The sequence below is a fragment of the Haloplanus sp. C73 genome, from assembly GCF_051195115.1.
Lineage (GTDB): Archaea > Halobacteriota > Halobacteria > Halobacteriales > Haloferacaceae > Haloplanus.
Map to the genome: position 1 here is coordinate 147,383 of NZ_JBNTJZ010000001.1, position 14,115 is coordinate 161,497.

Consider the following 14,115-nt stretch of genomic DNA (forward strand, 5'->3'; position numbering starts at 1 on the left):
GCGAGTATGGGACTCGACGAAGACGCACTCGACTACCACCGGCGCGACCCGCCGGGGAAAGTCGCCATCGAGACGACGAAGCCGACAAGCACACAGCGCGACCTGAGCCTCGCGTACTCCCCCGGTGTCGCCGCGCCCTGCCGGGCGATTGCCGACGACCCCACCGACGCCTACACCTACACGTCGAAGGGCAACCTCGTGGGTATGGTGTCGAACGGCTCGGCGGTGCTCGGACTGGGCGATATCGGCGCGCAGGCGTCGAAACCCGTCATCGAGGGGAAAGGCGTCCTCCTCAAGCGCTTTGCCGATATCGACGTCTTCGACTTCGAACTCGACACCGACGACCCCGACGCCATCGTCGAGGCCGTCTCGCTCACCGAACCCTCCTTCGGCGGCATCCACGTCGAGGACATCAAGGCGCCCGAGTGCTTCGAAATCGAGGACCGACTCCGCGACCGGATGGACATCCCCGTCTATCACGACGACCAACACGGCACCGCCATCGTCTCCGGGGCCGCCCTCATCAACGGCGCCGACATCGTCGGGAAAGACCTCGAAAACCTGACCGTCGCCTTCGCGGGCGCCGGGGCGAGCGCCATCGCCACCGCCGACTTCTACGTCTCGCTCGGCGTCCCCCGCGAGAACATCACGCTGGTCGACTCCGAGGGCATCGTCACGACCGACCGCGTCGAGGCCGGCGAGGTCAACGACTACAAGGCCGACTTCGCACAGGACCGCCCGGCCGGTGACCTCGCCGACGCGATGGACGGGGCGGACGTCTTCGTCGGCCTCGCGGTCGGCGGCCTCGTCGACCAAGAGATGGTGCGGTCGATGGCCGACGACCCAATCGTCTTCGCGATGGCCAACCCCGACCCCGAAATCGGGTATCACGAGGCGCGCGAGGCCCGCGACGACACCGTCATCGCCGCTACCGGGCGCTCTGACTTCCCGAATCAGGTGAACAACGTCCTCTGTTTCCCCTTCATGTTCCGGGGGGCGCTCGACGTGCGCGCGACGGAAATCAACGAGACGATGAAGGTCGCGGCGGCCCGCGCCCTTGCCGAGTTGGCGCGCGAGGACGTCCCCGACGCGGTGGCGAAAGCCTACGGCGACGACCCGCTTCAGTTCGGGCCGGAGTATCTCATCCCGAAGGCACTGGACCCGCGCGTGCTGTTCGAGGTGGCGCCCGCCGTCGCCGAGGCGGCGGTCGAAACCGGCGTCGCCCGACTCGACCGTGACCTCGACGCCTACGTCGAGGAACTCGAAGCCCGCCTCGGGAAGGATCGCGAGATGATGCGAATCGTCCTCAACAAGGCCAAAACGGACCCCAAGCGGGTTGCGCTCGCGGAGGGGACGAACGCAAAGACCATCCGCGCCGCCTCGCAGATTGTCGAGGAAGGCATCGCCCACCCCATCCTCCTCGGGGACCGCGAGACCATCCAGCGCCGCGTGGCCGACCTCGGCCTCGACTTCGAACCCGACATCGTCGACCCGGCCGAGGCCGACCTCGACGCCTACGCCGACCACCTCTACGAGGAGCGTCGCCGGAAGGGCATCACCCGCGTCGAGGCCGAAGACCTCGTCCGTACCGACACCGACTACTTCGGGAGCGTGATGGTGGCGATGGGCGACGCCGACGCCCTCCTCACCGGCCTCACCCACCACTACCCGTCGGCGCTCCGTCCCCCGCTCCAAGTCCTCGGCACGGCGGACGACGCCGAGTACGCGGCGGGCGTCTACATGCTCACCTTCCGCAACCGCGTCGTCTTCGTCGCCGATACGACGGTGAATCAGGACCCCGACGCCGACGTGTTGGCCGAAATCGGTCGGCACACCGCCGACCTAGCGCGCCGGTTCAACGTCGAACCGCGAGCCGCCTTCCTCTCCTACTCCAACTTCGGGAGCGTGGACAACGAGGGCACGCGCAAACCCCGGCAAGCGGCCCAGACGCTTCGCGAGGACTCCGGCGTCGACTTCCCCGTCGACGGCGAGATGCAGGCCGACACTGCCGTTGTCGAGGACATCCTCGACGGCACCTACGACTTCGCGGACCTCGACCAGCCGGCGAACGTGCTCATCTTCCCGAACCTCGAAGCCGGGAACATCGGCTACAAACTCCTGCAACGGCTCGGCGGCGCCGACGCCATCGGCCCGATGCTGGTCGGCATGGACAAACCCGTTCACGTCCTGCAACGGGGCGACGAGGTGAACGACATCGTCAATCTCGCGGGCGTGGCCGTCGTCGACGCCCAAGAGCGCGACGACTGAGGTCAGTCCCCGTCGCCGATGTTGATGACGAACACCGGGACGGTGGCGTTCTCGACGACGCGGTCGGTGACGCTCCCGAGGTGGGCGAGGCGGTCACGCCCCGTCCGCCCGTGGGTGCCCATCGCGATGACGTCGATATCGGCGTCCTCCGCGTAGCTGAGGATGGTCTTGTAGGGGATACCCTCGCGGACGCTGGTGACGACGTCGACACCCGCCGCGCCCGCCGTCTCGGCGATGTCGGCCACCGCGGACTCGCCCCGCTCGGTCAACTGAGCGACCAAATCTTCCCGGTCCTCGTCCGCCGCGAGTTCGAACCGCCGGTCGACCACGTACAGCGCGTGAATCGTCGCGTCGTGATGTTGGGCCATCGTTATCGCGTGTTCGAGCGTGCGGTCGACCCCCTCGCTCCCGTCCGTCGGGACGAGTATCGCGTCGTACATAGCCCAGCGTAGGCGTCGGGCTCACTTCAAACGCTGTGTCGGAGTCGTGGATTCGACGGTGACGACGGCCGAGCCACAGCGAAGCAGCGGGTCGGCGACCGACGCGTGGGCGTACGCCGTCCCCCGTCGAAGCGTGTCGTCGGGCGCGGCAGTCGCGACGATGCTCGCTTCGCCGTTCGAGACGACAATCGACTCCGCTGCCTCGATGCCCCGCTCCGCCGCGTCCGCGGGGTGGAGGCGGACGGTCCGGCCCGTCGCCTCCTCGCCGTAGAACTCGCTCGTCCGCCCGCCGGCGACGAGGTGCAGTCCCTCGTGCTCCCTTGGCTCGAACACCGCCCGCGCCGTCCCGAACGCCGCCCGTCCGTCCGGCGTGTCGAACGCCTCCCGATACAGCACGTCGTCACCCTCGAACGGCCATCGCTGGCCGCCCTCGGCGAGCGAGTCGAAGTCGACGCCGCGGTACGCCGGGACGACCCGCGACAACTCGTCGAACACCGCCGACACGTCGGAGTAGCCGAACTGCTCGTCGCTCACCAGCCGCCGGCCCACGTCGCGGAGAATCCGGCAGTCCGGGCGGGCCTCTGCCGGTGGCGCCCGAATTGGTCGAACCCGCTGGACGCGCCGGTCGAGATTGGTGACCGTCCCCGCCTTCTCGACGCCGCTCGCGGCGGCGAGGACCACGTCTGCGTGCTGGGTCGTCTGACTCGCCGCGATATCGACCACGACCAGTGTGTCGAGGGCGTCGAGACGCCGACGAACCCAGTCCGTGTCGCGTTTCGAGATGGCCGGGTTCTCTCCGACGACGAGCGCCCCGCGAATCTCGGTCCCGAACGACGCGAGCAGTTCGGTGGCCGTCTGACCGGGTGAGTTCGGCGGGTCAGCGCCCCACTCCGCCGCTACCGCGTCGGCGTCGCTCAGCGGCCGATGCCCGGGCAGTCGGTCGGGGACACACCCCACGTCCGTCGCGCCCTGCTCGTTGACCAGACCGCGGAGGACGAACACTCCGGTCCCCGGACGGCCGACGTTCCCCGTCAGCAACAGGAGGTCGAGAAGTGCCGCCGGAGCGCTCGGCCGCTCGCTCCCGGTTTCGATGCCGGTCCCCACGAGCGCCGCGACGCGGTCGGCCGCGGCCAGTCGGTCGGCGACCCCGGCGACCGTCTCCCGGTCGACGCCGCTCGCCGTCCGCGCCGCGTCGGGGTCGAACGTCTCGAACGACCGCTCGAACATCTCGAAGCCGCGTGTCCGCTCGTCGACGAACTGTCGGTCGACCGCGCCGGCCGCCAGCAACCGATGGCTCAGGAGGTCGAACACCAGCGCGTCCGTCTCCGGTCGCGGCGCGAGGTGTACGTCGGCCAGTCGCGTGGTCCGGTTCCCCACCGGGTCGAGGTGGACGAGCGTCGCGCCCGCATCGACCGCCGGGCGAACGAAACTGTTGAACGCGACGGGCTGTCGACGGGCGGGGTTGGCGCCCGCGACGACGATGACGTCCGCGTCGGTCAGCCCGTCGAGTCGGTTCGTCGTCGCCGGCCGGCCGAGCCGTTCGGACAGGGTGCGAGTCGTCGAGGCGTGACAGAGCCGCGCCCGGTTGTCGACGTTGTTCGTCCCCAGCAGTCGGGCGAGTTTCTGGAGCAGGTAGTTCTCCTCGTTCGTACAGTAGGGCGCACCGAGAAACGCCAGACTGTCGGCGCCGTGCGCGTCGACGACGGATTCGAACCCCTCGACGACGCGTTCGTAGGCCGTTTCCCACGTCGTCGGCGTGAGACTGCCGTCCCGACGTATCGACGGTCGGGTGAGTCGCTCGTCGTCGTCGACGACGTCGAACGCTCCGACGCCTTTCGAGCATAGTCGCCCCGCTGGATTCGCACCGCTGGCGACGCCCCGCGCCCGAGCGGACTGCCCGGGCGAGAGATGACAGCCGACCGCACAGAGCGGACACACCGTCTCCTCGGGGTCGGACACGTCTCGTTACCGCTCCCGAATCCGGCGCCCGTGGGCTTTCAGCACGGTAACGAAGTAGCCGAGCCCCGCGCGTGCATCGGGGCTTCGGAGTTGTCTGAGCGCCCCGAGGAAGCCGACCGGTTCCGACTCCGTCTGGGCCTCGCCGACCGCTCCGGCCACGTCGTTCACCGCCTCGACCGACGCTCGGTCGATATCGAGTGCCGATGCCGTCTTCGCGAGCGCCACGAGTTCGTCGAGATGGCCCTCCTGCTGGAGTTCGATGACGGCTTCGAGCGCGTCGACCAGTCCCGTCCCGCCCGTTTCGAGCAGCGCCGCCAAGTCGTCTATCTCGTCGGCTGAGAGCGAATCTGCGAAGGCCGTCGACAGGGTCACCAAGTCGTCCAACTGTCCCTCGCGCTGGAGGCGGAGGACGGTTTCGAGCGACGCCGACAGGTCGTCGGCGTTCTCGCCCACCACGCCCGCGAGCGCGGCTGTCTCCGCCGTCGAGATGCCGTCCGCCGCGTCGACGAGGTTCGCCGTCGAGTCGGTGATGTGTTCCAGTTCCGGGTCGTCGGCGCTCGCGGCGACCAGTATCGCCGTCGTGAGTACGGTTTCGAGTTCGTCAGTCTGCTCGACGAGGGCCGCGAGAGCGTCGCCGTGGTTCGAAATCGCGTCTCGGAGTGCCCGCTCACCTTCGCCCGTCGAGCGCTCCTTGCGCACGCCGTGGGTGGCCGTCTCCGGGTAGGTGTCGCGTGGTTCGGCCATTAGTCGTCACCCGTCTGCGCTTCGGCTGGCCGTGGCTGGGAGGACATCGACTCCGTCTCCAACGGGCTGATGCGAACGGCAGACACCTTGAACTCCGGTGTCCCCGCCGACGGGTCGAGACGCGTTTCGTCGGTCAACTGGTTCACGGCGCTCTCCGCGAAGTGAATCGGGATGAAGACGTTGTCCGGCCCGACGCGGTCGGTCACTTGTGCGGGGACAGTTATCTCGCCGCGTCGAGAGACCACCCGGACCATGTCGCCGCTCTCGATGCCGTACCCCGCCGCCGTCTCGGGGTTGATTTCGACGAAGTCGCTCGGCGTGTACCGTTCGAGTCCGTCCTCGCGGTGTGTCATCGTTCCCGTGTGGTACTGGTAGAGGACGCGACCGGTGGTGAGGGTGAAGGGGTACTGGTCGTCGGGCTGTTCGGCTGGCTCGCTGTAGCCGATGCCCTGCAGGTTCGCCCGTCCGTTCTCGGTGTTGAACTCGGTTTCGTAGAGCCGCTCGGTTCCGGGGTGGTTCTCGTTCCAGCAGGGCCACTTGAGGCCACCCTCCTCCTCGACGCGTTCGTGCGTGACGCCGCCGTACAGCGGCGTCAGCGAGTTCACTTCTTCCATTATCTCCGCCGTCGAGTCGTAGTCCCAGTCCCGACCCATCCGGTTGGCGAGCGCCTGCAGTATCTTCCAGTCCGGCCGTGACTCGCCTTTCGGCTCCATCACCTGATTCACCTTCTGCACGGTGCGGTCCGTGTTGGTGAACGTCCCCGTCTTCTCGACGAACGGGCACGCCGGAAGCACGACGTCGGCGTACTTGGCCGTCTCGTTGACGAACAGGTCCTGTACCACGAGAAACTCCAAGTCCGCGAGGATTTCGCCGGCGTGGGTGATGCCCGGCTCCGAGAGCGCCGCGTTTTCGCCGATGATGTACATCCCCTGTACCGCGTCGTCGTCCGCCGCGAGGAACATCTGGGTCGTGTAGTAGCCGTACTCGGGCGAGATGTCACAGTCCCACGCGCTCTCGAATTTCGCGCGTGCCTCGTCGTCGGCGATGTCCTGATACCCCGGGAAATTGGTGGGGAGCGGCCCCATGTCGCCACCGCCGCCCTGCACGTTGTTCTGGCCGCGGAAGGGCGAAACGCCGGCCCCGGGCTTCCCCAGATTGCCGGTTATCGCCGCGAGATTCGCCATCGCAATCACGTTCTCCGTGCCGTGGGAGTGTTCCGTCAGCCCGAGCGTCCAGCCGAAGACGCAGGTGTCCGCCGCCGCGATAGTTTCGGCTGCCGAGACGATTTCCTCGTGAGGGACGCCCGTAATCTCCTCGACCCGTTCGGGCGTGAACTCTTGGACGGCCTCTCGAACCGCCTCGAATCCGGTCGTTCGCTCCTCGACGAACGTCTCGTCGTGGAGGTCGTTCTCGATGAGATACCGAGTGATGCCGTTTATCCAGACGGCGTCGTAGCCGGGGTTGACCCGGCTGTACTGGGTGGCGTACTCGGCAATCTGGACCTCGCGGGGGTCGAACACGAGCAAGTCCGCGCCGTCGCGGACGTTCTGCTTGATTCGTGTCCCGATGACCGGGTGTGCCTCCGTCGTGTTCGACCCCGTAATCAGATAGCAGTCGGTCGACTCGATGTCCGCCATGCTGACTGACGCGGCGCCGTAGCCGTACACCTGCGAGAGCCCCGCGACGGTCGAGGAGTGACAGAGGCGGTTGCAGTTGTCGATGCTGTTTGTCCCAAGCACCTGCCGGGCGAACTTCCCCATCAGATAGTTCTCCTCGTTGGTCGCCCGCGAGGAGGCAATCATCGCCAGCGCCTCGGCGCCGTGTTCGGCTCGGACGCCCGACAGCCCCTCCGCCACCCGGTCAAGCGCCTCGTCCCACGTCGCTTCTCGGAACTGGTCGTTCTCGTCGCGGACGAGCGGTGCCGTCAGCCGGTCGTCCGAGTGAACGAAGTCATAGCTGAACTTGCCTTTCACGCACGTCGAGATGCCGTTGATAGGGGCGTCCTCCTCGTCGGTCGGTCGCGCCGCGAGCACTTCCTCGCCGTCGGAGTAGAGGTCGAACCGACAGCCGACGGCGCAGTATCCACACGTCGTGTCCGTGACGTTCAACTCCTCCAGTCGCTTGTCGCCGATGGACTGGGCGATTTCGAACAGTTTCCCCTCCGGTAGCGTGTCGGCGGCGACGCCCTCGGCGACGTGTTCGACGTTCTGCAGGGCCTTCGATTTCGCTCGCTCCATGTACTCGGCGACCCCGCTCGGCTCCTCGTTCATAGCCACGACCCTCCGTCGTCCCCCTCGTCCCAGAGGTCGGCGTCCGGGTCGCCGTCCTCGTCATGTGCGTCGTCGCTCGCGCGCTTTTTCGGCGTCATCGGTCCCTTGGACGTCTCGGACTGACCGTACGTCTTGCCGATGCTGTTTTTCTGGTTGAACCCCGGAATCGGGATGGTCGTGGCGTCGGCGATGTCCGACTCGACCAGCGACCCCGTGGGACAGACGGTCACGCAGTGCCCACACGACACACACGTCGAGTCATCCATCGTCTCCGCGTCGCTCTGGAATCCGATTCGCGTGTCCTGTCCCGACCCCTCCATCCGCAGCACACCCTCGACCTGCACGTCGTTGCAGGCCTCGACACAGCGGTTACAGAGGATGCACTTGTTGCGGTCGATTTGGATGAACGACGAGGAGTCGTCGAGGGGTTCGTACTCGTCGCGGTCGTCGAGGACGCCGTACCGGGGTTCCTCGACTTCCTGTTCGATGGCGGCGTCCTGCAGTTCGCACCGACCGTTCTTCCCGCAGGTCGTACACCGCAGGTTGTGGTCGGAGAGTACCAAATCGAGGTTGACGTCTCGGGCCTCGCTGGCGGCGGCCGCGTCGGAGCGGACGACCATCCCGTCCCGTGCCGGGAAGCTACACGCCGGCACGACGCCGTGGTCGTCGGTGTCGACTAGACAGGTTCGACACTCGCTTCGCGGCCCGATGTCCTGTCGCCCGTACTCACAGAGTGCGGGCACCTCGTCCGCGGTTTCGGTCGCTTCGACGGCGTCGAGAAGCGTCGCGCCCGCGTCGAGCGACACCTCGGTCCCGTCGACGGTCAGGGTCGTCGCTGTCTCGCTTTCCACGGGCGGGTCGGTCGCCGTTCCGGGGGCGATTTGTTCGGTCAGCGGCGGGGCGTCTACGGTCTCGTTTCGCTCTGAACTCATGTCATGTCACCTCGAGTGTGTCGAAACAGCAGCCAGCGGGGCAACGGCCGTCGGCGTGGGCCCGAAACTCCGATTCGAACGCGTCGAGCGCCGTCCGGGCCGGTCGGCCGGCGTCGACGCCGAAGGTACAGATGCTCGACGTCGACATCACGCGAACCAGTTCCTCGATGCCGGCGCGGTCGTACTGCCCGTCGTAGATGTCGCGGAGGAGTTCGGCGAGCTGTGTCGTGCCCTCGCGACACGGCACGCACCGTCCGCAGTTCTCCTCGGCGGCGAAGCGGGCACGGCGCCCGACGAACTCGACGAGACAGCGGTCCGCCGAGAGCAAGTGGACGACGCCCTCGGTCCCCAAATCCTCGGCCTGCAGGCTCTCGGGGTCGACGCGAACGTCGAGCGTGTCGGTGAGTCCGCCGAACCGGCCGCCGACACACGCCGCCTTGACCTCGTCGCCGGCGACGGCATCTCGGACGGCGCCGAGACGGGCTGTCTCCGGAAGCTCGACCGTCGCCGGCTCGTCGACGTCGCCCGTCACCCGGAGCAGGCGCGTCCTCGGTACGTCGCCGTCTCGGAGCGCCACCGAGAGGTGGGCGAGCGTTCGCGCGGTGTGGACCGCCGTCGGCCGGCCGTCGAGCCCCACTTCGTCGGGGCCCGGCGGGCGGAGGCGCGCCTCCAGCCGGTGGTTGCCCTCGATGGCTTCGAGCGCCATCGTCGGCTCGGCCGCCCGATGCTCGGCCGGCCCGGTCACCACCTCGAACGCTGGGGCCGGCGTCGGGTAGGCGTCGGCCGCGTCACGGACGACTTCTATCGCTCGCTCGTCCGCCTCGGAGACGTAGACGACGATTCGGCCGGCGTCGACGCTCCGGGCGAGAGCCGACGCGCCGTCGAGCACCTCGAACGGAGCGCTGGTGAGCAACAGGCGGTCCGTCTCGCTCCCGTGTGCGTTGACGACGACGACGCTCTCGCCGTCGGCATCCCGGACCGTCTCCCACGTCTCCCGAACCGGTTCGTCGCGACACCAGTCGCCCCAGCCGCGCCCGCGGAGGGCTTCACCAACGTCGAACACTGTCTGCGCGTCTGGAGTGCGGAATCCGCCGGCGGCGTCGTGGTCAGCCACGCTCGTCGGCCGGCGCCAACCACAACCCGCCAGAACGCGTCGCTCGTCAGCGGGGAACTCGTCGAGAGGCGGGACGGGTAGCTGGGTCGGTGTCGCGTCGTGTTCGACCACGGCGTCGGCGTCGCTCGCCACGCGCTCGAAGTCGTCTGGCAGAGCGGCGGCGAGGTCCGAGACGCGGTCCGTCGAACATCGCACGTAGAACGCAGTTCGCTCCCCCAGCGTCACCATCGCTAGCGGCTCGATTCGAGTGAGTCCGGTCGACCCGACTTCGAACACGGGCGTGTCGGCCGACACGTCCGCTATCGGCTCCGTGGCGCTGATTCGAACGACCGCTTCGTCGCTGGCTGGGGTGTGTGTCATCTGCGTTCGTGTCTAACCGTCACTCTCACAGGGGGTAATAAATCCTCCTACAAAAGTATCAAATAAATTAGTAAAAAGAAACTTCTTATAGTTAACAATCAGAAGATTAACTTAAAGAATTGCGATAGTAGTAATCATTACAACTTACTCACTCTGTCTCAAATATGTCGATTTCTGGCGATGCTTCTCGGCGACGCAACCGGCCGTAACGTACATATCGGTTCCCGCAAGTCGTGTCAATATATGCCGAGTTGTCAGAACTGTGGTTCGTTCGTCACGGACGACTACGTCCGAGTGTTCGCTCCGAACGGTATGTCCGAACCGCGCGTCTGCCCGAACTGTGAGGATATGGTTCGCGACGGCGCAGACGTCCGGCAGGCGCGCGCGAGACGCACCTGACCGCTACTCGGTCGCGTGCTCCAAGTCGTTCAGGAGCGCGACGATTTCCTCGTCCTCCCCCGAGAGTTGCTGTGGGTAGATGGCGACGGTGACGACGAAGTCGCTCCCGTGTTGGAACTTCGCGACGTGGAGATAGACGTCCATCTCCGACCCCGCGAGCGTCGCCGTCCCCGCGAACTTCGAGAGAGTGGTGGATTGGCCGAGCGTGGACACGTCCCGCTGACCCACCTGTTCGCCGACGCTGACACCCTCGTACTGCGACTCGAACTGCTGGAGCACCGCCGTCTCGGACATGTCCTCGATGGGGTTGAACGTCTGGCCTGCAATCTCTACCTGCGGGCTGGTGTAGGTGACGAAGACGGCGGCTCGCTCGGAGCCGAGCGGTCCCAAATCGACCTGTCGCTCGTACTGCGCGAGTTGGTTTACCACCGTGACCGTCCGCGTCTGGCCGGCGGCGGAGAACTCCCGCTCGACGGTCTGGTCGGTGACGGTCGTCTCCTCGTACGGCGATTCCTCGACCGTCGAATCGGCGACGGTCGCCGGCGCCGCCGTGAATTCGAGCGACTCCTGTCCCGTGATGAAGCTACAGCCAGCGGTCGTTGCGAGTGCCCCTACTGCGAGTGCCGCGACGCCCCGTCGAGTGTGCATACCTCCCCCCAGCGCGCCCAGCGCAAAAAACGGCCGTCCTATCGACCCGCCGCGCCGACCAGCCCGTTTTTACTCGTCGCCCCGCTACGGCCCCCATGCTCACTTTCGTCGGCCTCGGGCTCTACGACGAGCGGTCGATAACGGTCGAGGGGCGGGACGCCCTCCGCGCCGCCGACCGTGCCGTCGCCGAGTTCTACACCAGCCGTCTCGTCGGCACGAGCGTCGAAGCACTCGAAGCCCACCACGACGTCGATATCGAAATCCGTGACCGCGCGGGCGTCGAGCAGAACCCCGAACCCATCCTCGACGCCGCCGAGAGCGAGGACGTCGTCTTTCTCACCGCCGGCGACTCGATGATATCGACGACGCACGTCGACCTCCGCCTGCGAGCCATCGACCGCGGCATCGAGACCCGCGTCGTCCACGGCGTCTCGGCGTCCTCGGCGGCCAGCGGCCTCACCGGCCTCCAGAACTACCGCTTCGGCAAGGCCGTCACCCTCCCCTTCCCGCGCGCCCACGGCGCCGACGGCGTGCCCGCCTCCGTCGTCGAGAGCGTCGCGGCCAACCGCGAGCGCGGCCTCCACACCCTCGTCTATCTCGATATCAAGGTTGACGACGGCCGGGGCGAGGACGCGGGCGAGACGTTCATGACCGCCGACGTGGCCGCCGACATCCTCGCCGAGGAGTGGCCCGACACCCTCGCCGTCGCCGTCGCGCGCGCCGGGAGCCCCACGCCCGTCGTCGACGCCGACCGACTTTCCGCGCTCGCGACTCGCGACTTCGGCGACCCGCTTCACCTGCTGGTGATTCCCGGTGACCTCCATCACATCGAGGCGGACGCGCTCGAAACGCTCGGCGGGGCGCCCGAAAAACTGGTCGACGCGGTGACGGTTTAGGACCCGATATCGTCGGTCCGCTCCGGCAGGTCGAGCGTCTCGCGAAGGTCGTACTCCTCTCGCGTGATGAGATAGAGGACGTCTTCCACGATGGTCAGCAGTTCGGGGAGTTCCCGAACCACCAGATACGTGACGCCGACGAGGGCAACGACGGCCAGCACCTGACTGATGACGCGGTCCGAGAGGTAGAACGAAACCTTGTAGGGGTCGGTGCCGCCGAACAGGAAGAGCACCTCGTCGACGAACCACTGCATGTACTGCTTGCCGAACACCAGCCCGATGAACGTCGTCCGCGCGATGTTGAGGACGTAGATGATGGGGACGGCGATGGCGAGCGCGCGGAATTTCCGCCCCAGCGGCGCCTCGACGGCCGCAATCAGGCCGACGAAGATGGCGATGCTCCCCAGCCCCGTGCAGGCGAGGATGATGGAGAACAGGATGGTGTGGCCGCCCTCGGTGACGAACTTGAACGTGTTGAGATACCCCTGTTCGCCTTCGACGAGCGTCGGCGAGTAGCCGAGCAGTTCCATCGCCCACTGGGTCTGACCGGTCGTGTGGGCGATGAGGACGTATCGCGGCGAGGGGAGCGAAAGCCCCCAGACGGTGAGCGCCGGAATCGTCTCGAAGGGGAGATAAACGACGCCCATCACCGCGACGGCACGGGAGAGGACGAACAGCGAGTCCCGGCCGTCGTAGAGGAGGTAGCCGACGTAGAGCGAGGCGGGGACGGCGGCGAGCGAGAGAAAGCCCTCGACGAAGCTCTTCTGGACGAACGCGAAGTGTGGCACGAGCGCCGCCCAGAAGACGGCGAACACGGCCCACGCCCCGACAGTCGCCGTCCGGGCGTGGTCGCTCTCGCGCCAGCGGAGGAGCACGCCGAGCAGGAAGAGGCCGACGACAGCCCAAGCGAGCGCGTCGGTGAGTGGGCCAGCCATGGTCGAGCGGACGGTACCGAGCGATAAATCCCTTGCCGTTCACTCCGTCCGAACTGTCACGTCCGGCATCCCACCCTGAAGTCCGCCGAAGGCCGTCTCGTACCCCTCGTGTCGGGCGACCTGTGGCTGGACGTCCACCGAGAGCGTGAGGCTGTCGCCCGTCTGGTCGACGGTGGACCCGTAGTGATAGCCGAGTGCCGGGTCCAGCGTCCGCGTCAGTTCGCCCTCGAACACCGTGTCGCCGTCGCGGGTCAGTGTCCCCGAGAGCCCCATCGCCGGAATCACCATCTCGTTGTAGCGGGTCCGCGCCGACACGGCGAGATAAGGCCCCTCGCCGTCGACGCCTTCGGGCGGATTGTCGAGGGCCGTCGCCACCAGTCGGGCGTCGTTGCTCAGGCTACTCCCGAGGACTCGCCCCGGAAGTTCGGCTTCGCTGGGCGCAGTCGCGTCCGGGAGCATATCCATCGACATCGGCTCGACGGCGCCGGGCGTCGCGACTCGGTCCCCGCCCTGTTCGAACGAAATCTCGTTTTTGGTCGACGCGCTGTACTCGAAGGGAAAGTCGATTGTCGCGGGGTCGGCAAAGCGGTCGGCGAACGCGCCCGTCCGCCGGGTCGACACCGCGCCTACGTTCACCCGGACGGTGTACGTCCCGTCGCCGTCGAGGCCGAAGTTCGCCCCGTAGTGAAAGCCCATCGGCTGGGAGAGCATGGGGTAGATGGTTTCCTGCGAGACCAGCGACCCATCGCGGACGATTTCGAGCGACAGCCCCGTCTCGGGGAGGACGATGCCCGTCTCGGGGTCCCAGACGCTCGCCATCAGGTGGACCGAATCGTCGCGCTCGATGCTCGTCAGCGACGTGTCGTCGCCCGTGACGGTCCAGAATCGGTGGGGGTAGCTGTAGAACAGACCGACCGCGTAGTCGCCGCGGGTCGCCGTTCCGATGGGGGCCATCCCCTCGACGTGACTGGGGTAGTAGATGCCGTCCGGGCGGTTCTCGGGCACCGGCGGGATGCCCGCCGCTCGCGTCTCGACCAGCCCGGCACACCCCGACAGCGAGAGGGCGAGTCCGGCCCCGCCGGCGCGGAGCAGGGTTCGGCGTTTCATACTCTCGCTCGGTGGTCAGTACCCAAACGGGTTCTGGTCCGAC

12 protein-coding genes are annotated in these 14,115 nt (G+C 67.2%); 3 read left to right on the forward strand and 9 right to left on the reverse strand.

Going from position 1 to position 14,115, the window contains the following annotated elements:
* Positions 1-6 precede the first annotated feature (6 nt).
* On the forward strand, positions 7-2,268 hold the full coding sequence (locus ACQUSQ_RS00810) for an NADP-dependent malic enzyme (RefSeq protein ID WP_435066587.1): 2,262 nt from the start codon (positions 7-9) through the stop codon (positions 2,266-2,268).
* Between the two features lie 2 nt (positions 2,269-2,270).
* Here ACQUSQ_RS00810 and ACQUSQ_RS00815 read toward each other — a convergent pair whose 3' ends face one another.
* Genes ACQUSQ_RS00815 through ACQUSQ_RS00840 form a run of 6 tightly spaced genes read right to left on the reverse strand, consistent with a single transcriptional unit; the run spans position 2,271 to position 10,087 of the window.
* Positions 2,271-2,708 carry a universal stress protein gene (locus tag ACQUSQ_RS00815; protein WP_435066588.1) on the reverse strand — a complete coding sequence of 146 codons (438 nt, stop codon included), beginning with the start codon at positions 2,706-2,708 and terminating at the stop codon, positions 2,271-2,273.
* A gap of 21 nt (positions 2,709-2,729) precedes the next feature.
* A complete protein-coding gene (locus tag ACQUSQ_RS00820) occupies positions 2,730-4,667 on the reverse strand; it encodes a molybdopterin oxidoreductase family protein (RefSeq protein ID WP_435066589.1) in 1,938 nt (645 codons plus the stop codon).
* A gap of 6 nt (positions 4,668-4,673) precedes the next feature.
* Positions 4,674-5,411: a DUF1641 domain-containing protein gene (locus ACQUSQ_RS00825; protein WP_435066590.1), complete on the reverse strand. Its 738-nt coding sequence runs from the start codon at positions 5,409-5,411 to the stop codon at positions 4,674-4,676.
* Complete coding sequence (fdhF, locus tag ACQUSQ_RS00830; RefSeq protein WP_435066591.1) at positions 5,411-7,681, reverse strand: formate dehydrogenase subunit alpha; 2,271 nt, start codon at positions 7,679-7,681, stop codon at positions 5,411-5,413. The genes ACQUSQ_RS00825 and fdhF overlap by 1 nt, the downstream gene beginning before the upstream one ends.
* Positions 7,678-8,613, reverse strand: coding sequence for a 2Fe-2S iron-sulfur cluster-binding protein (locus tag ACQUSQ_RS00835; protein ID WP_435066592.1), 936 nt, complete (start codon positions 8,611-8,613; stop codon positions 7,678-7,680). Before ACQUSQ_RS00835 ends, fdhF begins: the two co-directional genes overlap by 4 nt.
* 1 nt (position 8,614) lies before the next feature.
* Complete coding sequence (locus ACQUSQ_RS00840) at positions 8,615-10,087, reverse strand: NADH-ubiquinone oxidoreductase-F iron-sulfur binding region domain-containing protein (protein ID WP_435066593.1); 1,473 nt, start codon at positions 10,085-10,087, stop codon at positions 8,615-8,617.
* Between the two features lie 243 nt (positions 10,088-10,330).
* On the opposite strand from ACQUSQ_RS00840, the gene ACQUSQ_RS00845 reads away from it, so the two are divergent.
* Positions 10,331-10,486 (forward strand): DUF7563 family protein, encoded by a 156-nt coding sequence (locus ACQUSQ_RS00845; RefSeq protein ID WP_435066594.1) that lies wholly within the window; start codon positions 10,331-10,333, stop codon positions 10,484-10,486.
* A gap of 3 nt (positions 10,487-10,489) precedes the next feature.
* On the opposite strand, the gene ACQUSQ_RS00850 is transcribed toward ACQUSQ_RS00845, so the two are convergent.
* The gene (locus ACQUSQ_RS00850; RefSeq protein ID WP_435066595.1) at positions 10,490-11,134 is read right to left on the reverse strand and encodes a DUF6517 family protein; all 645 of its coding nucleotides are present in this window, start codon (positions 11,132-11,134) and stop codon (positions 10,490-10,492) included.
* A gap of 95 nt (positions 11,135-11,229) precedes the next feature.
* Here ACQUSQ_RS00850 and dph5 point away from each other — a divergent pair, with 95 nt between their 5' ends.
* Entirely contained in the window at positions 11,230-12,030 is an 801-nt protein-coding gene (gene dph5 / locus ACQUSQ_RS00855) for a diphthine synthase (protein ID WP_435066596.1), read from the forward strand.
* On the opposite strand, the gene artA is transcribed toward dph5, so the two are convergent.
* A complete protein-coding gene (gene artA, locus ACQUSQ_RS00860; protein ID WP_435066597.1) occupies positions 12,027-12,965 on the reverse strand; it encodes an archaeosortase A in 939 nt (312 codons plus the stop codon). The genes dph5 and artA overlap by 4 nt on opposite strands.
* A 39-nt stretch (positions 12,966-13,004) precedes the next feature.
* Positions 13,005-14,072: an iron transporter gene (locus ACQUSQ_RS00865; RefSeq protein WP_435066598.1), complete on the reverse strand. Its 1,068-nt coding sequence runs from the start codon at positions 14,070-14,072 to the stop codon at positions 13,005-13,007.
* Positions 14,073-14,115: the final 43 nt, after the last annotated feature.